The sequence below is a fragment of the Mycobacterium sp. genome, from assembly GCF_004298145.1.
In the GTDB taxonomy this organism is placed as follows: Bacteria; Actinomycetota; Actinomycetes; order Mycobacteriales; family Mycobacteriaceae; genus Mycobacterium.
On sequence record NZ_SCRH01000015.1, the window covers coordinates 178194 to 198655 of the forward strand.

The following is a 20462-nucleotide window of genomic DNA, read 5'->3' on the forward strand; positions in this document are numbered from 1 at the left end:
GCGGGGGCGCTGCGAAGTGTCGGTGACCTTCCGGCGGCGGGAATAATTGTGCAGCGCCATATTCCGCCGATGCCAGCGTCGTGTCGAATGGGTCGGCGTCCCCGGGAATTCCTGCATCCGCACCTTGTCCGAGGAAACTCACGAAGGCCTCCAAGGGTTTTCGCCGCGGTGACCGCGACTGGCTCTCACGATCATCGGGGGCATCGGCGTGGCTTCGTTAGTCTCGGGGCATCCATAAAACCGACGGCGCCGCGCGCTGTGTCGATCTCGGGATCCTCGGGGCGATGATGCTCGGTGAAAGTCCCGAATTTTTCGCGGAATGCCTGCACGCTGTAGCCCACCACGGTGGCGTCGGTGCGGGCGCGCACCGTGGCCAAGCGCGGCATATGCAACCACGGTCCCATCTCGCCGCAGTAGTCGCCGGGGTGGACGGACTTGAGGAGTTCTTCTCCCCCATCCGCGAGTTCGCGAACGACTTCCAGTTCGCCGTCAGAGACGACGTAGATCATCTCGCCGGCGCTGCCCTGTTCAAACAGCACGGCGCCGCGTGTGAGATGGACGCTTTCGGGCTCTCGATCAGCGGAGGCGAAAGGCGGCATGAGCTCGACCACGTGGTCAGCAAGCGGCAGGATCCGAGTGTCGTGGGTCGCGACCACGACGATGCGCTCGCCCGTCGCTAACTCGCGTAACAACCGCAGCACTTCTTCCACCCGGACAAAGTCCAGGTGCGCCGTGGGTTCGTCGGCCAGGATCAGCGGTGGGTCCAACGCGAGCGCGCGGGCCACCGTCACGCGTTGCTGCTCACCGCCGCTGAGATCGCCTGGCCGGTGCGTCATGCGCTCCTGCAACCCGACTTGGGTCAACAACTCGCGGGCGCGGGCGCGCGCCAACCGCCGCGGCCACCTCGCCGCCCACATCGGCACCATCACGTTCTCCAGCGCGGTCAGGCTCGCCACCAGATTGAATGCCTGAAAGACGAGGCCGACGGTGTGGCGGCGGTAAGCGGTCAGCCCGCGCCGGTCTATCGCCGTGACCTCGACATCGCCGAATTGGATCCGGCCGTCAGTGGGGCTGAGGATGCCGCCCAGGCACGACAACAACGTGGTCTTTCCGCACCCGCTGGGGCCCAACACGATCACCAGTGACCCGGCTGCGACCTCTAGGTCCAGACCGTCGATGGGCCGGATCGCCTGTCCGCCATTGGCGTACTCGACCACGAGATCTTTGATGCGCAGATCGCCCACGACTACGGACCCCCGAACGCCAGCACCGGGTCGACCGCTACCGCGCGCCGCAAGCCGGCCAAGCTCGCCAACAGGCCGATCGCCACCGCCGTCACCACCAATGACAGAAAGGCCGAGGTGGTCACCGCCACCAGCATCGGGAACAGGGGGCCCAACACCGCAGCGAGCAGCCCAGCCACCACCGCGGCGAACACCGCGACGAGCACTGCCTGTAGCGCGAGACCGGCCAGCACGGAGTAAGTCTCGACACCGAGAGCTTTGAACACCGCGAAGTCCCGAGTGCGCTCCAATGCCGAGAGATAGATCAGTGACCCCACGATCAGCGCGGCGACCACCCACAACAGAATCGACACGTACGACAGCGCTAACTGGGCCCCGTGCAGCGGCCGCACCATGTCGTCCGCCGCAGCGTCACGATCTACGATGCGGTACCCGTCGGGTAGGTGTGCGGGCGTGCCGCGCAAGCCGATCGCGGACACCACCGGCTGCCCGGAAAACATCAGCTGCTGTGCCCCCACGACGGTAAGGAAGGCGTTTGGTTGGCCCGCCAGTGTGGTGGACTTGTCGACAAGTCCGACGATCCGCACCATGTTCGCGCCGATCTCGACCTCATCGCCAATGGACCGCCCTAGCGTGTTCGACATCGCAGCCTCGCCGGGCTTCGACGGTGTGCGGCCCATCGCGATGGGCGGCATCTCTTGTTCGGGCACACCGTAGACGTTCACGTTTTGCGGCGAGCGGCGATCTTGCAGGATCGTGTTGCCATAGACCACGGGGATCGCCGATTCAACGCCCGGGAGCCCGGCGATGAGCCGTGTTTCCGTCTCCGGGAACCTCGAAGAACCCATGAACGGGCCCGCCGCGCCCGTTTTGATCACGTAGGCGTCGATGCCCAGCGAATTGACCACGTACTGAGCCTCGACCCGGAAGCCGTGCGTCAGCCCGGTGAGGATGAGCGTCAGCGCGAACACCATTCCGGTGCCGATGGTCGCGACGATGAAGCGCCGCCGTCGCCACTGCAGGTCCCGAAACGCGGCGGTCAGCATTCGCATGCGCTCCTGCCCTCAGGACGAGCGATGAACCCGCCGGCCTCGAGAGGTGTCGCGTCGTGACCCAAGCGGTTGAACATGGTCACGTGGAGTCACCAGCGTCGTGGTTCGCAGAAGATCCGGGCTGATCGTAGGCCGCACCGAGCAGGGCCAGTGCAACCGCTGCGACCAAGAGCCCGAAGTCACGCAGCGCGATGTCATAACAGCACGGGTAGCTCAGCAGGTTGATGATGATTCCGGCGAGCCAGGCGGCAACCACATAGCCCGCGTATCGGGGCTTGATCGCGACGGCGAAGCCCGCGACGATCTCGATCACGCCGACGATGTACATCACGGTCTGGGCGGTTAAACCCAAGTCTTTCGCGATATCGACGACCCACGGCGCCAGCGCTTCCGGCCAGTGCTGATAGAGGACCCCCGCGAACTTGTCGACACCCATCCAGATCGGCAGCACCACGAAGCCGATGCGCAACAGCCAAAACGCCGCATACGCGGGATCGGAGCGCGCCTGCCGCCAGATGCCGCCAGCGCCAGGCGGTGACGCGATCGGCGGGCGGGCAGCAGCCATGACTCCTCCTGTAGGAGTAATCTACATTGTTTTTAGAATGGCCGCCGCGGACCCGTTTGTCAAGGCCCACTGGCGTCGCCCCGACACGCGACGCGATGGCTTAGGCGGCCGGATTTCGCTGTGCCCTAAAGGAACCCGCGGTTAGCGGTTGCAGCGGACAGACCCGGTGAGCTGCCGTCCGGGGCCGGTATATCCAGCGCGGCAGCGTACTTCGCGTGGGTACGGCGGATAGTCATTCACCTGTGCCATCTTTCAAAGTGCACGAGCTTGCCCATCACCCCAGCGCGGGGAGTGGTGCGCGCACCTTGTAGTGACAATATGGATTAATATTAGATGCCTGGACCACATATGCCAAGATCCACTAGTGTTAGAACGGACACCCGAAAACCGCTGCCGACTCTAGTCGCAGTCATCTGTGGACGTCAGTCGTAAAGAGTACCGATGCCGATAACATTCGAAGGGTCGCCGCGACCTCGTTCCGGCATCACGCTGCGGTTCCTGGCAAAGGCCACCGACGTCGGCTACGGCGAGCGAATCGATGGCGGGCACGTGCTCGAATGGGTGGACAAAGCCGGCTACGCGTGCGCGTCGGAGTGGAGCGGAAGATACTGTGTGACAGCCTTTATCGGTGATATCCGGTTCGCAAAGCCGATCGCGGTGGGGGAGCTCGTCGAGATCGGCGCGCGCATCGCATACACCGGACGCACCAGCATGCACATCCTGGTCACGGTCTCCTCCGGAGACCCGCGAGCCGAGAGCGTCGGCGAGACCGCGCAGTGCATGGCGGTGTTCATCGCGGTCGATGACTCCGGCGCGCCGGTGCCGGTGCCGGCCTGGACACCGCAGACTGTGCTGGACCAGCGCCTGCAGCTGGCGGCCCGGCGCAGGGTCTCAGTGCGCGCCGACGTCGATGCCGCCATGGCCGCACAGCGCTACAGCGACGAGACGTCCGCCCCACGCGCCGTGTTGCGGTTTCTCGCCGCACCGACGGACGTCAACTGGGGTGGAAAAGTACACGGCGGCAAAGTGATGCGCTGGATCGACGAGGCAGCATTCGTGTGTGCATCGCAATGGACCGGTGAGCGGGTTGTGGCGTCGCGTATCGACGGGATCAGGTTCTACCGACCAATCGTCATCGGCAACATGATCGAGGTGCACGCGCGGTTGATCCACACGGAACCCCGCCGGCTGCACATCAGCGTGCACGTCAGGTCGACCGATGTGCGGAACGGGCAGGGAGACGTCGCCGCACACGCACTGGCGATCTTCGCCGCACTCGGCACTGACGACCGCGCAAAAGCCGTGCGCCAATGGAGCCCGGCCACTGACGAGGACCGCCGGCTTGACCGGCACGCACTCGAACTCATCGAGGTTCTCCGCCGCGCCCAGGCCCGGTAGGCGGCCCGCAAATTTTGACTGCTGCCAGCCCCTGCTCAGCGATGGCGACAAGCGGGACGCCGCTCGACCCGACCGAGCCTCACGTTAAAGGCCATCGCCCACACCGCGATTCATGTGTCGGTTTTAACACCGATAACCCTTGAAGAACGGAGCGCTTAGGTCCAGACTCTATTGTTAATAATAGTTATTGATACAAGGGGCGGCAATATGACCACCACCAACCACGAAGGCCGACTCGCGCGATCCAGAGCCCTGCTGATGAGTTCCGGTGCGTCACTCGATCGTGAACGCGACGTCGTTCGAGCGCCCGTGGAGGTCACTGAGTCTGGTCCCAGCCTCGCTGCCCGGCTGGTTTGTGGGGCCAGTCGAATTACCGTGCACCCCGCGCTGGCCCTCGGCAGCCACGCTCTGCAGTTGCCTTGGCCCTACGGCATTCTCGAACGCGCTGCGCGCGGGTTACCCACGCGGCGGGACCTGATACGTAGTGCGGTGAAGCTGCCTCATGCCGATGCGGAACTATTGCATGTCCGCGGAACGGCTTGCGACACCGGTGGGGTGGTGTTGTATTGCCACGGTGGCGCGTTCCTGTGGGGCGGTATCAGCACCTACGTACGGACCATCGCCAAGCTGTCGGAGTTCGCCGACAGCCCGGTACTGGCGGTCAATTACCGGACGCTGCCCAAACACACGATCAAGATGGCGCTTGATGACTGCTACGACGCCTACAGCTGGCTCCGCAGGCATGGCTACGAATCGGAGCAGATCGCGATCGCAGGTGATTCCGCGGGCGGATATCTTGCGTTCGCACTCGCACAGGCACTGATGGAAGATGGCGAGGAGCCCGCGGCATTGACGCTGATGTCTCCACTCCTGCAGCTCGCGGCCGGACGCCCATCTGTCAATGGCGCTATGTTGCCCCACAACGGATTCGCGGCGTTGACCGCGCTGATCACCGCACACGGCGAACCACTCTATGAGCCGCTTGACCACATCAAGCCCGGCATGCCCCCAACGTTGATCCACGTCTCCGGGGCGGAGGAACTGGTACACGACGCCCGACAAGCCGCCCAAAAGCTCGCCGCGGCGGGAGTGCCGGCGGACGTGCGGATCTGGCCAGGCCAGGTTCACGTGTTCCAGGTCGTTGCGCCACTGGTACCCGAGGCCGACCGCTCGTTGCGCCATATCGGTGATTACATTCGTGAGGCGGTGTCTCGAGACCCGCGATCAGTCCCGGCGGCGTGAGAAATGCCGCGGCGATGACATCAGGAAGTCGTGAATGCCAGACCGGTCCGGGCCACCCCACCGCCCCGTTGCCCGGCGCCCTCGGACTTCGGATGCTTGAGCAGAAGCTGCAGATAAAATCCGGCCGAAGCGTGGCGGTAATCAATGCGCCGCCAGAATCGACGTTGAGGTTGCTGTCGGCTGGTAACCGCAACCCGGATCAGGCTGATGTGGTCATCGGGTTTGCCACTCGACCCGTGGACCTGGCATGGCTCAAACCTGCATATGCGGCTGCTCACGGTGGTCGCCTGGCCTGGGTCAGCTATCCAGAACCCGGCCAGCCGGGAACCGCCCTTCGTCGGGATTGGCTTGTCCGGGCCCTTCACCAATACGGCGTCGAGATGGTCCAAGAAGTGTCGATCGATCCCGCCTGGCGAGCACTGCGCCTGCGCGCGGTCAAGCAAGGCAACCAACCTGAAACCCCCATACCCAGCAGGCACCTGGAGCGTTAATGCAATTTCTAAGGTTTAACCTGATAAACAAGCACGGGGTTTCAGATCACCAGGGCGAAGTATTGATCATACCGTCAGAAATCGAATCGGTACGATCATTCATCCACACCGACCACGTCTATTCCCATACGGAAGTAGGGGCGATTGTGACGATGAAAACCGGTGATAAGCACCATGTTTCACAGCACACAACGACAATCGCCGAGATGTTACGGCTCATAGCTGAACGAAAAGCCGACAGCTCGATACCGTAGTCGGCGTCCGAGGAACTGTGGCTGTCTGCGATTTATTCAGTCCCGGAGTCCTCGGGCGTCACACCACGCCGCGAGCGCGGAACCACGTGATGGCGTCGCGGATCGCGGGCTCGATGGGGCGTACCACATAGCCCAGTTCTCGCACCGCCTTGTCGCTGCGGAACCGGTAACGGTCGGTGAACGCGTATCCGACGGAGACCGAATTCACTGTCGTCTCCCGACCGGTGCGTTCGAGTAGATCGCCACCCCTGCCGGCGAGCCATGCGATCGCATGGGGGAGGCGGTTACGCGGCGGGTCGACCCCGGCCACGCGGGCTACCCGGACCATGAAGTCGCGATACGTCAATTCCTGGCCGCCCAGGATGTAGCGCTCGCCCCGCTTTCCGGACAGCCAGGCGGCGATCATCCCGCGCGCCACCTCGCGGACATCCGCAAAGTTGTTGTATCCGGTTGTCCAACAAGGAATTCTGTGGTTGACGAGCTCGACGATGAGACGACCGGAACTAGGCCTGGCGTCACGCGGGCCGATCAGGTAGGTAGGGTTGACGATCACTGCGTCCAACCTGTCGCAGGACTCGCCCACGAGGATTTCGGCTCGCCGTTTGGTGACCGCGTAGGCCGATGCCAGCCTGGCTTTGTCCCACGCCCACGGAGTCTGCTCGTCGGCGGGCGTGCCGTCGGGTGTGGGACCGATCGTGTTGGCGGTCGAAGTGTAGACGAGCCTTTCCGTACCGGCGGCAATCGCGGCTTCAATGACAGCACGCGTGGCGTCGACATTGATGGCCGATATCGCCGGGGTGATCGTACGTCTCGTCGAAACACATGCGGCACAATGGAACACCACATCGGCACCGGTGAACACATCGCGGAGCTGGTCAGCCGAACCCAGGTCGGCGCACACCCACTCGATCGGGACGTCGGCGAGCGAACTCGTATCGGTGCTCGGCCGGCGTATCGCGGCTACGGTGTGGCCCTGGGCGACGAGTTCGGCGGCCAGATTGGCGCCCAGCAGCCCGCTTGCTCCGGTTATCACAGTGTGTGCCATCGGGCTTCGCGTTCAGAAGCGGTAGGTGGTGCAGCCGACCTGGACACCCGAGCCGACCGCAACTATCAGCGCGATATCGCCCGGCCGTGCCAGTCCCTGCCGTCGGACCTGCCCCAGTCCGTAGGGCACAGACGAGGTGAAGGGGTCGGTGCCGGTGTCAAGTTCCGCGAACCGTGACCTCGGAATGCCGATCCGCGCGGCCAGCTCGTCGAGGGCCGTCGGGGACAGGTATGGCGGGAGCACGACCGCGATGTCGGTGGGGTCCAGTCCCTCCAGTGTCAGGAGTTCCTTGACGGCAGAGCGGATACAGTTCAGGTAGACGGCGGCGAGGTTTGGGTCGCGGTCGATCTGTAGCCAGGTCCGACCCTGGTGTTGCTGGGTATAGGTCGCCAGCACTCCGCTGTACTCGGGATGGTGTTGGAAGACGAACCGGCCGAAGCCTTCGGCGCTATCGCTTCGGCTCAGCAGTACCGCCGAGCCCATCTCGGTGATGCCGTTCAGCGGATAACCGCTTTCGGGGGAATTGTTTTCGATCTCGGAGGCCACGACCATCGCATGTCCGGTCTTTTTTGCCCCGATCATTCCGGCGGCGACATGACAGGCGTTGAGGAAGCCGACCGCACCGTTGAGGACGTCGAAGGCAAGTGTTTTAGGCCCGTCCGGGGACTGCACCTCGCCGTTGATGCCGAGTTCGCCTGCGACGAGCGCGGCTACGGCAGGTTCGCTGAGGTAGTCGTCGCGGTAGATACCGGTGTGAATGATCAGACCAAGCTCTTCTGGGTCGAGATCACTGCGATCGAGGCAGTCCGTTACCGCTTGTACCGCAAGTTGTATCGAGCTCGGGGGCATCGATTGCCCGGTCGGCGCGATGCCGACACCGGCGATACGCACGCGCGGGGTCGCCGGTAGATCCTTGCGGTAGCTACCGGCCCGGAGGCTACGACCGTGCTGATCATCGGCCCCGCGGCGCATCCTGTCGGGCAGGTCGTCGAAGGTATACAACGCGGTGCCGACGGTTTGGCCGGAGCCGGTGATGGAAAAGACCACGTTGTCGCCGGAGTTGATCCGCTGGTTGCGAATGTTGTCGCTAAGGGCCACGAAGTGCGTTGTGGTGGCGGTGTTTCCGCGCTCGGCCAGGTTGTAGATGGTGTTGCCGCGATGGGCGGCGCCTTGCCCGAACACCCGGTTGACGGCCAGCACCGCGTCGTTGATCGACGCCTCCGATGTCTGGTGCATCAACAGGTGGTCACAGGTCTCGGGCCGCCATCCGTGCCGCTGCATCACCGCAGCGACGTACGGCACCGAATGCTTGACGGCGATTGCCGTCTGGGTGACGGAGTCGGTGACCATGATCGCACCGCCGTGCGGGCGGTCGGTCGCCTTGGCGATGCACAGCTTGGCATACCGGCTGAACGTGGCCATGTCGATGTCGTGGAAGCCGACCCGACCGTTGGGGCCGCGTTCCAGGATCACCGCCGCACCGGCGTCCCCGAGGGTCAGGCAGGCGAGCCGCGGATCCATCGGGTCTTCGATTTCCTTCTGCGCGGTCTCGGTGAGGTGGGTGATGTATTCGCCGCTGACCACCAGGGCAGACCGAACCAGCTCGGTCTGCAGGAAAGCGTCCGCCACGGCGATGCCGGTGAACATCCCCGCGCACGCGTTGCTGATATCGAAGGAAACCGCGTTGACAAGGCCGCATTGATCGCGCAGCCGTGCGGAGGTGCTGGGTTCGAAGGTGAACCTGTGCCCGGGCCCGTCACAACGGGAGATGTTGCAGGAGATGACCAGGTCGATCTCCTCGGGGCGATAGCTCGACCGCGTCAGGCAGTCAGCCACAGCCTTGCGGGCAAGATCGATGGAGAACTCGTCGTCACCGGCCACCCGTCGGCTCTTGATGCCGGTGAGGCGCTCCAGCGGTATGCGGATCTCGTTGGCGCACTCGGCCAGAACGGTCTCGGTCGACACTGTCCGCGCCGGCAGGTACACGCCGAGACTTTCGATCACCGTGTTGCGCGCCTCGTTTGGGATCGCCTGCACGGGTTCCTCGCAGGCTGGTGCGGTGGGGGTCGCCTCGGCACGGTCCTCGAGGTGTTGCGGGGCGTCGTCGGTGACCGGCCCGTATTCGGCGGCCAGATCGGCGATCGTGCCGTACACGAACATCGACTCCGGCCGCAACGGCAGGCCGGCTGCGTTCGCCCGCACCGCGACCTCCAGGGCCTGGGTGGAGGCACCACCGAGTGCGAAGAAGTCGTCGGTGACGCCGACCCGGTCTAAATCGAGTACCTCGCACCAGGTCTCGGCCAGAACCTGCTCGGTGCGGGTGCGCGGCGCGACGAACGCCGGCCGTGCTGAACCCAGCGCCTGATCGGCCGCCAGCAGCGCTCGGCGGTCCACCTTTCCGCTCGACGTGAGCGGGAGCGCGTCGGTCACGTGGAAGGCGGCCGGAACCATTGCGGCGGGGAGCAACTCGAGCAGGAAGCGGCGCAACTCGGTGGTGGACGGCGCGCCACCGGCCGCCACGATGTGGGCGACCAGGAGCGTATTGCCGTGGCCATCGTTGCCGGCCACCACGGCATTCTCGGCCACCGCGGGGTGTTTTGCCAGTGCGGCTTCCACTTCGCCCGGCTCGATCCGGAAACCGTTGATCTTCACCTGGTTGTCGAGGCGTCCCAGGTATTCGATGTTCCCGTCGGGCAGATATCTGGCCAAATCGCCGGTACGGTAGAGCATTCCCCTCGAATCGCCGCCGAATGGATCGGCGACAAAGGTCGCGGCCGTCGTGTCGGGCCGGTTGAGATAGCCGTGTCCGACCCCGACCCCGCCGATGAACAGCTCGCCGGGCACCCCCACCGGGACCGGTTGGCGATGGGCGTCCAACAGGTGAATGCGGATGTTGGCGATCGGTCGCCCGATCGGGACCAAGGCGTCGGATATGTCGCGCCTGCAGTGGAAATGGGTGACGTCGATCGCCGCCTCGGTGGGACCGTAGAGGTTGTAGAGCTCGGCGTTCAGGGCGGCCAGGAAGCGGTCCCGAAGGTCATACGGCAGCGCTTCCCCGCTGCAGAACACCCTGCGCAGTCCGACGCAGCCGGCCACACCGGGCGCCGCGAGAAAGCGGCGTAGCAGTGGCGGCACGAAATGCATTGTGGTGATGCCCTGTTCGACGATGGTCCGAATCAGGTAGGAGGCGTCCTTGTGACCCTCGGGCTTTGCGATAACAACCCGAGCACCGGCGATCAGCGGCCAAAAGATCTCCCAGACGAACGGATCGAAGCTCACCGGGGTCTTGTGCAGCACCCGGTCGTCGGCGGTCAGCGGATAGGCGTCCTGCATCCATAGCAGCCGGTTGCGGATCCCGGCGTGGGTGTTGAGCGCTCCCTTCGGCGTACCGGTCGAGCCGGACGTGTAGATGACGTAGGCGAGGTTCGTCGACCCGGTAGGAGCGAATGCGGTAGCTGCCTCGTCGACCGCTGACGTCGCCGGCAGATCGAGGCACAACCGGTGGCCGGTGAAATCCGTTGGCACGGTTGCCAGATGCCGCCGGTATGTGACGCAGACCGGCGCGTCGGGCACATCGGCCAGCATCGTGGCCATGCGGTGCGTGGGCTGGGCGGGATCCAACGGCAGGAAGGCACCGCCGGCCTTGAGGACGCCTAAAAGCGCCACCACCAGATCTTCGGAGCGGTCCAGCAGGACGGGCACGATGACATCGGGACCCACGCCGAGACGCTGCAACCGGTGCGCCAGACCGTCGGCCCGGCGGTCGAGTTCCGCGTACGTCAACGCGCGGTCGTCACAGGTCACCGCGACGGCATCGGGGACGCGTGCGGCCGTTGCCGCGACCATTTCGTGTAGGCAGGCCGGGGCGGCGTAGTCGACTCGGGTTTGGTTCCAGGTGGCGAGTTGGTGGCGTTCGTCGGCGGTGAGCAGCGGGAGTTGCGAAACGTGCCGGTCGGGATCGGTGGCGATGCCGTCGAGGAGCGTGGTGAAGTTTCCGGCCATGCGCTCGATCGTCGCGGCGTCGAACAGATCGGTGTTGTACTGCAGCGCGCCGGCTAGCACGCCGTCCTGTTCGCCCATCTGCAGCGTCATGTCGAACGGCGCGCCACCCTGTTCGATGTGGATGGTTTCTAGTTGCAGCTCACCGTTTTTCACGCCGGTTCCACCGGAAAAGCGGCGGGTCTGTTCCCAAGCGAACGAGACCTGGAACAGCGGGGTGCGGCCCGCGTCGCGCACTGGCCGAAGCCGCTCGACCAGTAGCGGGAAGGGGTAGTCCTGGTGTGCGAGTGCGCCCAGCACGGCGTCCTTGGCGCGGCCGAGCAATGACATAAAGGTCGGGTCGTCGTGCACGTGGACGCGCAGGGCCACCGGATTGGCAAGGTAGCCAACCAGACCCATCAGCCCGGCCTGCTCCCGGCACGCGAAAGGTGAGCCGATGACAAGGTCGTCCTGGCGGCTGTAGCGGTGCAGCAACGCGGCGTAGGCCGCGAGCAGCGTCATGTAGGGCGTCGCGCCCGCGGTCCGGCCGACCTGCTTGAGCCCAGCCATTGTCCGGCGGTCGATGGTGAAGCGGTGGACGGCGCCGCCGTAGGTCTGGACGGCCGGTCGCGGCCGGTCGGTGGGCAGTTCGAGGACCGGCAACTCGCCGGCCAACTGGTCACGCCAGTACTCCCAAAGACGTTCGCCCTCGGCACTTTCGAGCGTCGTGAACTGCCGGTCGAGGCAGTCGACGTAACGCTCCGCGGGTGGGCGGGGCGGCGTCGCGCCGTGTTCGGCCGCGTAGAGCAGCCGAAGCTCGTCGAGCATGACGTCGATGGACCAGAAGTCGACGGCGATGTGATGCACCGCCAACACGAGTACGTGTTCATCGGGGGTACGTTCCAGCAGCGTCAGTCGCAGCACCGGTCCGGTGTACAGGTCGAAAGGGCGATCGGTTTCCCGGCGGATCCACTCACCGAGTTCGGACTCACCGGGGCCGAGGCGGTGGCGGGCGATCCGCCCCGGCCATTGCGGATGCACGAGTTGAACCGGTTTCCCGTCGCGTTCGGCGTAGGTGGTCCGCAGCATCGGGTGCCGGTCGACGAGTGCCTGGGCCGCGCGTTCCAACGCGGGCACGTCGAGTTCGCCGCTGATCCGCCCGGCATAGGTGATGGTGTACGCGGCGCTGTCCGGTGCGAGTTTATGGAGGAACCATAGGGACCGCTGTCCGTAGGACAACGGATGCACCGAGGCGGAGTGCTCCGCCTCCTCCATGAGGAGCCGAGAAAGCAGCGCACGCTTTCTCTCGGGAGACAGACCGGAGATGTCGATGGACTTATCGGTCATCACTACCCTCCTTGTGGACAGACTCGCGCTCGGGCCCCCGTTCGCTGAGGACCTTCTGGAGTAGCTCTTCCACGGCCTCGTCGGAAAGCTCGGATACTTGAGTGAGCACGTCGATTTCCCGTGAGGGAGCAACCTCGGCTTTCTGGCGGGTCGTCTTCGGGGACGTCGGCGCTCCGCCGGACTGCGCGGGTGTACCGGTTGGTGGCACCGACAGCTGATCGGCAAGCCAACCGGAGAGACTGGCCACGCTGGGCCCATCCAACAACCGGGCGACGGGCACGGCGATGCCCAGGTCGCGTTCAATCTGGAGGCGCAGCTCCAGCGTGATCAGCGAGTCGACGCCGAGACCGTTGAGCGGTGCCTCGATGTCCAGGTTCGCCGGGGCCAGACCGAGTTTGGCGGCGGTGAGTTCGCGCAGGTACGGCTCGAGTAGCCGCTGGCGCTTCTCGGGTGCCGCAGCGTGTAGCGCATCGTCGAGGCCGCTTCCCGGTCGGTGCTCGTCGAAGAGCTCAGGCTGTAGATCAGCCAGCAGCGGCGTTCTCATAGCCGAATGCAACCGCGCCAAATCGACGTCGAGGACGGCGACTTGGGTAACGGGCTGCGACATCAAAGATGTTAGCGCACTAAGGCATTCAGCCGCCGGCATGGCCGCGACGCCGTGTTGGGTGAGACGGCCGTGGTGCTGCGCCCGAGCGGAAAACCCCAGCCCGGCCCATGGTCCCCAGTCGATGCTCAGCGCCGGCCGGCCTTCGGCACGCCGATGCCACGCCAACGCGTCCAGGAAAGCGTTCGCTGCCGCGTAGTTCGCCGCCCCGGGCGAGCCCAGCAGTGACGAGGCCGACGAAAAGAGGACGAAGAAGTCCAGTGCCGCGTCTCGGGTCAGCACGTGCAGGTTCCAGGCACCTTCGACCTTGGGCGCCATGACGTTTCGCAGTTGTCGCTCGTCGAGATGTTGCAGGATGCCGTCGTCGAGGACGCCGGCCGCATGCACCACCCCACGCAGTGGCGGCATCGACGCGCGGACCGACTCGAGGACGGCGGCGACCTGGCCCGAGCTGGTGACGTCGCCGCGCGCGACCATCACCTCGGTGCCGGCCGCCCGGAGCGTGTCGAGTGTCTGCTGCGCCGAGGCCGAAGCGTCGCCACGCCCCATCAGGACCAGGTGCCGGGCACCCTGCTCGGCCATCCAGGTGGCCACCACGCGACCAATCGCGCCGAGCCCACCGGTGATGAGATAGGTGGCGTCCGCGGTGAAGGCCGGCGTCTCAACGGGTTTCACCTCGTCGTAACGGGTCAGCCGCGCGACGTAGCGACGGCTGCCCCGCAATACCACGTCAACCGCGCGGTCATCGGCCCACACCTCCTCGAACAGTGCCCGGAGCTCTTCGGGACCGCCACCAGTGGACAGGTCGACCCGGGTGCAGCGCAGCTCCGGATACTCGTGGTCGACGGTGCGGCCCATTCCCCACACCGGAGCCTGCGCGATCGACACGGGTTGGGCTTGGTTGTCTGGGGCATCTGTCACCTGCGCGCCCCGTGTCACCAGCCACAGCCGCGGCGGGTCCGGCCAGCCGGCCAGCGCCAGCGCCTGCACGAGATGCAGCACGCTTGACGGACCCAGGGCGATCGCCGACTCCAGCGAGGCGGGCGACGTGTCGGCGGGTGGTGCGGCCAGCAGATCCCACAGATGCACCACGCCGCGACACGGTGCTCGTCCGTTCCCGAACGCGTCCGCGAGCAGCCGCCGAAAGTGTTCGGGCCGCGCCGGGTCAAGACGGTAACTGTCTGGCGCGAGACGCTCGAAACCTTGGTGGTCAAGGCTCGCCTCGACGAGAACACATGTCTGAGAATACGATTCGAGGTGGTCGCGGAGTGTATCCGCGACGGCACCGCCGTCGCTCAGGATGAGCCAACTGCCCGCCTGGACAGGCCGGCTCGGCCCGTCCCGGCCCGGCGGGATGGATGCGGGCCGCCACCGCAGCTGATAGATCCGATCGCGCACATCCGGCGCCGTCGTCGCGCGCGGGGGTGCCGGCGTGGTCGTGGTGTCCAACCACGAATGGACGCGCTGCCACGGGTACGTCGGTGCGGCTACGCATCGGCCGCCCGAGGGATACAGCTGCTCCCACGCAATCGGCTGACCCTGCGTGTAGAGGGTGCCGAGCGACGCCAGCGCGGTCGCGCGCCCCCCGTCGTCACGACGCATCGACGGCAGCAGGGTGCAACTGGCCCCCAGGTCGTCGGCGTCCTCGCGGACCGCGGTCAGCAGGATGGGATGCGGGCTGATTTCAACGAATGTGCCGTGCCCACAGTCCAGCCGCCGCCGCAGTGCGGGTGAGAAGCGCACCGGCTCGCACAGGTTGCTGACCCAATAGTCGGCGTCGAAACGACAATCGGTCAGCAAATCCCCGGTCACCGTTGAGTAGATGGGGATTGTCGGTGCGGTCGGCTCTAGCCCGGTCAGCATGTCGCGGAGATCAGCGCCGAGCGCGTCCATTTGGGGGCTGTGGGAGGCCACATCGACGTCGATCCACCGGCAGAATCGGTCGCGTTGCTCCAGCACCGCGACGAGGTCGGCCAAAATGGCCTTGTCGCCCGACAACACCGTCGATCGATGGCTGTTGCTCGCGGCGATGGCGACCTGGCCCTCCCGGCCGGCGATGAGCTCCTGTGCTTCGGCAAGGGTGACCTCCGCCGCCACCATCGCTCCGTGGCCGTGTGCCCGCCGAAGCAGCCGGGCCCGAGTGCAGATCACCCGCGCGGCGTCGTCCAGGCTCAGCCCACCCGCGATATGTGCCGCCGCGACTTCACCCATACTGTGTCCCACCACTGCGGCGGGCTCCACTCCCCACGACCGCCACAGCGCGGCCAGCGCCACCTGGACAGCGAAGATCGCCGGCTGGATCACGCCGATGTCGTTGAGTTGCTCGACGGCGGGGTCCACCAGCAGGGAACTGCCCAGATATGGGCTCAGCGCGCGGTCGCAGGCGGTTAGGGCGTCGCGGAACACCGGTTCCTCCGCCCGCAACCGCTCCCCCATGCCATGCCACTGGGAGCCGTGGCCGGAGAAGACGAAGGTCACCTCGGGGTGGCCCCGACGACAACGTCCGACGGAGAGCCCGGGCCGCGACTCCCCGCGCCGGTGGGCGGCGAGAGACTCGGACATCGCGGCATGGGAGTCCGCGACAACGCATAGCCGATGCTCGTGGTGGCCGCGACGCGCGCCGGCCGTGTAGCAAAGGTCGGCAAGGGGCACTCCGGTGGCCAGCGACGACTCGTACCGGCCGATCAGCGCGGCCAGGGCCGCGGGTGAGCGGGCGGAGAGCGGCAGCAGCTCGGCCCGATCGGCGGTGGCGGCGTGATCGGCCACGGTGAGCCGGACCTGCGGGGCTTCCGTGAGAACGACGTGCGCGTTGGTGCCGCCGAATCCGAACGCGCTGACCCCGGCGATCGCTCGGCCGCCGTTCTCCGGCCACGGCGTCAGGGTCCGCGCCACCCGCAACGGCAGGCTGTCGAAGGGAATGGTGGGGTTGGGCTCGGCGAAGTTCAGACTCGGCGGGATCGCCCGGTGCCACAGCGCAAGTACGACTTTGATGAGCCCGGCAACTCCGGCCGCCGCCTCCAGGTGACCGATGTTGGTCTTGGCTGAGCCGATCAGGCACTGGCTGCCCGGAGGGCGACCGTTCGCCAGGATCGTGCCCAGGGCCTTCGCCTCGATCGCGTCGCCGAGAAGTGTTCCGGTGCCGTGCGCTTCGACGTACTGCACAGCGCCCGGCGAAAGACCGGCGCGACGGTAGGCGTCGGCCAGCACGGCTTCTTGCGCTTTCCGGCTGGGTGCCATCAGCCCGTTCGTGCGGCCATCGGAGTTGGTGGCGGTGCCGCGGATCACCGCATAGATCGGGTCGTTGTCGGCCAGTGCGCGGCCGAGCGGTTTGAGGACGACGATCCCGGCGCCTTCACCGCGCACGTAGCCGTCCGCGCCGGCGTCGAATGTCTTGCAGCGGCCGTCGGGAGCCATCACTTTGGCCTTGGTGAAGTTGATCGCCAGGGCCGGCGACAGGATGACGTTCACGCCTCCGGCCAGAGCCAGCGTGCACTCACCGTCGCGCAGGCTGCGGCACGCCAGGTGCACGGCGACCAACGAAGACGAGCACGCAGTGTCGATGGCCATGCTCGGTCCGCAGAAGTCGTAGACATACGAAAGCCGGTTAGCGGCAATGCTCAACGCGTTTCCAGTGCCGGTGTAGGCGTCGACGAGCTGCGGCTGGCCAAGTCGCAGATATCCGTAGTCGTTGGTGGAGATGCCGACGAATACGCCCGTGCGGCTGCCCGCCAGCTGCTCCGGCACCTGCCCGGCGTCTTCTAATGCCTCCCAGGACATTTCGAGGAGCAGACGCTGCTGGGGGTCCATTTGTGCCGATTCTCTCGGCGAGATGCCGAAGAACTGGAAATCAAACTGGTCGACCCCACGCAGGAAACCGCCCCGCCGGCTGACGGCAGTGCCCGGCACGGAGGGATCGGGGTCGTAGAAGGCGTCGGCGTCCCAACGGTCCGTCGGAATCTCGGTGGTCGCGTCGACGCCGTCCGATAACAGTCGCCAAAAGGCCGCCGGCCCGTCGGCGCCCGGAAACCGGCAGCCGATACCGATGATCGCGATCGGCTCATTGGCGGCACGGCTCTCCACGGCTGGCGCGGCGGCGCGGTTACTGGCCGGGATCTCCTCGGCTAGCTGAGCGGAAATCAGGTCGATCGTGGGGTACTCGTAGGCCAGCGTGGGCGAAAGCTCACGCCCGAGCCAGGATTCCAATGCGGCGGTCAGCCGGACGGCGTGGATGGAGTCGAGGCCGTAGTAGGCGAACGGACGGGAGGGATCGATCTCGGCTGCGGCGAGCTCGAGATCGGTAGAAAGGTGGGCGATCAACCAGTCCGCGATCTGCGCCGCACTGCGTTTCGGTGGTACCTGGGTGGCCGGTGCCGCGGGCTGGGCATTGCGCGGTGACGGCGCGTGCCAGGTGGCGATGGCCTCCTCGAAGTCGCCGTCCAGGAACTGCTGCCGACACGAGTTCCGCTGGATCTTGCCGCTGGATGTTGTGGGAATCCGCAACGGCTCCAACAGAACAACGGACTGGGGCCGGATCCCGTAGCGTTCGGTGATCGCCGTCCGGATTGCGTGCACGATGTCGTTGTGTTCGGCCTCACCGATCCGGCTGTGATCGACCTCCTGCACGACGACAAGCTGTTCGGCGGCACCCGATTCGGGCGTGACCGCGAAGACCGCACCTCGGCCGGGCAGCAACGCCGGATGGCAATCCTGCACGGTCAGCTCGATGTCGTTGGGATAGTAATTGCTGCCGCGGATGATGATGAGGTCCTTACGGCGTCCGGTGACGAATAGTTCGCCGGAGCGCAGGAAACCCAGATCCCCGGTGCGCAGGAACGGGCCCTCATCCGTCTCCGACAACGACGCCGAGAACACCGCTTCGGAGAGTTCCGGCTTTCCCCAGTAACCCTGTGCAACGTCCGGGCCGGCGACCCAGATCTCGCCGACTTCGTCTGTCCGACACTGGGTACGAGTCTCCGGATCGACGATGACGACCCGCTGTCCTCCCCGCGGTCGGCCGCAGCCGACGAGCGTTGCCGCGGCCGGATGTTCCGCCGCGACTTCGACGACACGGTTTTCACGTAACGCAATGCGATCGATGTGTTGCACCGTCGGGACCGCGGAATCCGACCCGCCGGATACCAGTAGCGTCGCCTCCGCCAGCCCATACACCGGATAGAACGACTCCGGACGAAAACCGGCCGGCTTGAAGGCATTCGCGAAATTCTGCAGGGTTGCCATGCGCACCGGCTCTGCGCCACACATGGCGGTCGACCAGCTAGACAGATCCAGCGCCGCACGCTGTTGCGGGGTACTGAGTTCGACGCACATGTCGTAAGCGAAGTTCGGTGCGGCGGTGATGGTGGCATGGTGCCGGGAGATGGTTTCCAGCCACCGCATCGGGTACTTGATGAAGCCGGATGGGGACATCAAGAATGTTGTGCAGCCGACGTAGAGCGTTTCGAGGAGGCCGCCGATGAGGCCCATGTCGTGGAACGGCGGCAGCCAGAAGGCGCCGATACCCTGGTCGTCACCGTTCCACGCCTGCCGAATTGTCTCCAAGTTGTGCACCAGGTTGCCGTGCGTCAGGACGACGCCCTTCGGTGTGCTGGTGGAGCCCGAGGTGTACTGCACCATGGCGACGGCGCTCGAATCGATCTCCGGCGCGATCCACTTCTCGCCATCACCGACGACCTCGTCGGCGACACACCACTGCAACGCTCGCCCATCGACCAGACCGTCCACCCGCGCCTCGATTTTCGCTTGTGACTCGGCGGTGGTGAGTGCGAAGCGAGGTCGCACGTCCGCGATGATCGACGCCACGCGCGGCACCAGGTGTTCGCGCACCGGCGGATGTACCGGAATAGCGACGGACCCCGCGTAAAGGCACCCGAAGAAGCCGGCAATGAAGTCCAAGCCCGGGGGGCATAGGACAAGTACACGTTCGCCGGTAGCGCCCTGTTGCTGCAGGCTCGAAGCGATCTGCCGCGCTTTGATATCGAGACCTTGATACGTCAGCGACTTACCGTGGACTTCTTCGCCGTCGTAGGAGAAGTTGAACGCAATTTTGTCCCGATACTCCGCGGCTCGCTGCTGCAATAGCCCCGTCAGAGTGCGCGCACCCAGCGGCGCGCGGTCTCGCATCTCGTGGCCTAAGTGCGCGTGTTCCTCTGCCCTGTTCAGCATGATGCCTTTCGGCGGCGCCCATCTCGCTCTATCTATCAATAATTTTCACTATTTTTAGATTGGGCCACCGAGGCCCATATTGTCAAGATGCATTGGTGTTACATTGTGCGCCGGGATTTCTCGTGACGAGGCGTACCCGTGCGATTTGTGGTTGGCGACACACCAGGGCCGGCCATTTACGTTGAGGTGCACCGGTGCCGGACGTAGTCTCCTTCAGCCACCGGCCACGTCAGGCGCCCTTCAGATGACCGGACCTCGGGCCGTCGAAAGTTTCCCGGATGGTCGAAACCAGTCACATGTGTAATTACTCAAAATTCCTTGGCCGGCAATAGGTCTGGGAACCAAACGGCGCATCCGGTCAACTGAAGCGGCTCATGTTCCCGCTGTACGATCGTTGACCGCGCCGGCGAGGTTGGGCGGTGGGCGCTGGAGCGGCCGAAGAAGGCGAGGATGTTCGTTCATCGGAGCGGGGCGGTCGGCGCTGAAGTCAGGGGCACCAGGCTTCCCAATGTGTAGACGTGGGTACCGAAGACCACCGGTGAACGGTATGTCACCGCCACCTCGTTACGAGGCTCATTGACGTGGATGAGGGTCACATACGCCGTGAGTCCATCGGGAGTCTTGAACCACATTCCTTCGCGAAGCGTCTCAGCCGGTATCTGTTCAGCGGACATTTTGCTCCCTCCCTCGCCACGACGGGCACGATCGCTAGAGGCACTCATAACGCCCGACCGTCGACGGCGCCGATATTGGCGCCCCGCGTCTTGGCATAGAAGGACAAACCACACGGTTTACCCGCTCAGTTCTGGCGCTGCTGGGTCGATCTGACGTGACGAGCGAGTGGGCACCCGCGTTGTCGACGGTGAAATGCAGGGGCATGCCCGGGCCTCCACAAGGCAGCTGGGTGGGCGGATTGGGACCATATTCATGGATCTCGATGGGCGGCGCGTAGGCGACGCCATTTACACCATCGACAGACGCCGGCACGCTCATACGGGATGTTTTGGATCGCGTCTGGGCGTCGCGGCAAGTGGTCATCTACATTCTGACTTCAAAGAA

Annotated in this window: 9 protein-coding genes; 3 read left to right on the plus strand and 6 right to left on the minus strand. The window is 65.4% G+C overall.

The window, feature by feature from the left end; translation table 11 throughout:
- Positions 1 to 191 precede the first annotated feature (191 nt).
- From EPN51_RS06410 to EPN51_RS06420, 3 genes are all read right to left on the minus strand, one after another.
- The gene (locus EPN51_RS06410) at positions 192 to 1244 is read right to left on the minus strand and encodes an ATP-binding cassette domain-containing protein (RefSeq protein WP_293038767.1); all 1053 of its coding nucleotides are present in this window, start codon (positions 1242 to 1244) and stop codon (positions 192 to 194) included.
- A gap of 2 nt (positions 1245 to 1246) precedes the next feature.
- The gene (locus tag EPN51_RS06415; RefSeq protein ID WP_293038993.1) at positions 1247 to 2290 is read right to left on the minus strand and encodes an ABC transporter permease; all 1044 of its coding nucleotides are present in this window, start codon (positions 2288 to 2290) and stop codon (positions 1247 to 1249) included.
- An 85-nt stretch (positions 2291 to 2375) separates the two neighbouring features.
- Complete coding sequence (locus tag EPN51_RS06420) at positions 2376 to 2861, minus strand: hypothetical protein (protein WP_293038769.1); 486 nt, start codon at positions 2859 to 2861, stop codon at positions 2376 to 2378.
- Between the two features lie 441 nt (positions 2862 to 3302).
- Here EPN51_RS06420 and EPN51_RS06425 point away from each other — a divergent pair, with 441 nt between their 5' ends.
- The 3 genes from EPN51_RS06425 to EPN51_RS06435 all read left to right on the plus strand — a co-directional run bounded on the left by EPN51_RS06425 (position 3303) and on the right by EPN51_RS06435 (position 5992).
- Complete coding sequence (locus EPN51_RS06425) at positions 3303 to 4259, plus strand: hotdog domain-containing protein (RefSeq protein ID WP_293038771.1); 957 nt, start codon at positions 3303 to 3305, stop codon at positions 4257 to 4259.
- A gap of 207 nt (positions 4260 to 4466) precedes the next feature.
- Positions 4467 to 5501 (plus strand): alpha/beta hydrolase, encoded by a 1035-nt coding sequence (locus tag EPN51_RS06430; protein ID WP_293038773.1) that lies wholly within the window; start codon positions 4467 to 4469, stop codon positions 5499 to 5501.
- A gap of 92 nt (positions 5502 to 5593) precedes the next feature.
- Positions 5594 to 5992, plus strand: a complete 399-nt coding sequence (locus EPN51_RS06435) for a hypothetical protein (protein ID WP_293038775.1) — start codon at positions 5594 to 5596, stop codon at positions 5990 to 5992.
- Positions 5993 to 6304: 312 nt separating this feature from the next.
- On the opposite strand, the gene EPN51_RS06440 is transcribed toward EPN51_RS06435, so the two are convergent.
- The 3 genes from EPN51_RS06440 to EPN51_RS06450 are packed head-to-tail and all read right to left on the minus strand — an operon-like array spanning position 6305 to position 19403.
- Positions 6305 to 7291: an NAD-dependent epimerase/dehydratase family protein gene (locus EPN51_RS06440; RefSeq protein ID WP_293038777.1), complete on the minus strand. Its 987-nt coding sequence runs from the start codon at positions 7289 to 7291 to the stop codon at positions 6305 to 6307.
- Positions 7292 to 7303: 12 nt separating this feature from the next.
- Positions 7304 to 12616 carry a non-ribosomal peptide synthetase gene (locus tag EPN51_RS06445; RefSeq protein WP_293038779.1) on the minus strand — a complete coding sequence of 1771 codons (5313 nt, stop codon included), beginning with the start codon at positions 12614 to 12616 and terminating at the stop codon, positions 7304 to 7306.
- Positions 12606 to 19403, minus strand: a complete 6798-nt coding sequence (locus EPN51_RS06450) for a type I polyketide synthase (protein WP_293038781.1) — start codon at positions 19401 to 19403, stop codon at positions 12606 to 12608. The genes EPN51_RS06445 and EPN51_RS06450 overlap by 11 nt, the downstream gene beginning before the upstream one ends.
- Between the last annotated feature and the right edge of the window lie 1059 nt (positions 19404 to 20462).

Excerpts from the sequence above, each read along its gene's own strand:
- EPN51_RS06415 (WP_293038993.1), bottom strand. The coding sequence starts at position 2,290 with ATGCTGACCGCCGCGTTTCGGGACCTGCAGTGGCGACGGCGGCGCTTC.
- EPN51_RS06420 (WP_293038769.1), bottom strand. The coding sequence starts at position 2,861 with ATGGCTGCTGCCCGCCCGCCGATCGCGTCACCGCCTGGCGCTGGCGGC.
- EPN51_RS06425 (WP_293038771.1), top strand. The coding sequence starts at position 3,303 with ATGCCGATAACATTCGAAGGGTCGCCGCGACCTCGTTCCGGCATCACG.
- EPN51_RS06430 (WP_293038773.1), top strand. The coding sequence starts at position 4,467 with ATGACCACCACCAACCACGAAGGCCGACTCGCGCGATCCAGAGCCCTG.
- EPN51_RS06435 (WP_293038775.1), top strand. The coding sequence starts at position 5,594 with ATGCTTGAGCAGAAGCTGCAGATAAAATCCGGCCGAAGCGTGGCGGTA.
- EPN51_RS06440 (WP_293038777.1), bottom strand. The coding sequence starts at position 7,291 with ATGGCACACACTGTGATAACCGGAGCAAGCGGGCTGCTGGGCGCCAAT.
- EPN51_RS06445 (WP_293038779.1), bottom strand. The coding sequence starts at position 12,616 with ATGACCGATAAGTCCATCGACATCTCCGGTCTGTCTCCCGAGAGAAAG.
- EPN51_RS06450 (WP_293038781.1), bottom strand. The coding sequence starts at position 19,403 with ATGCTGAACAGGGCAGAGGAACACGCGCACTTAGGCCACGAGATGCGA.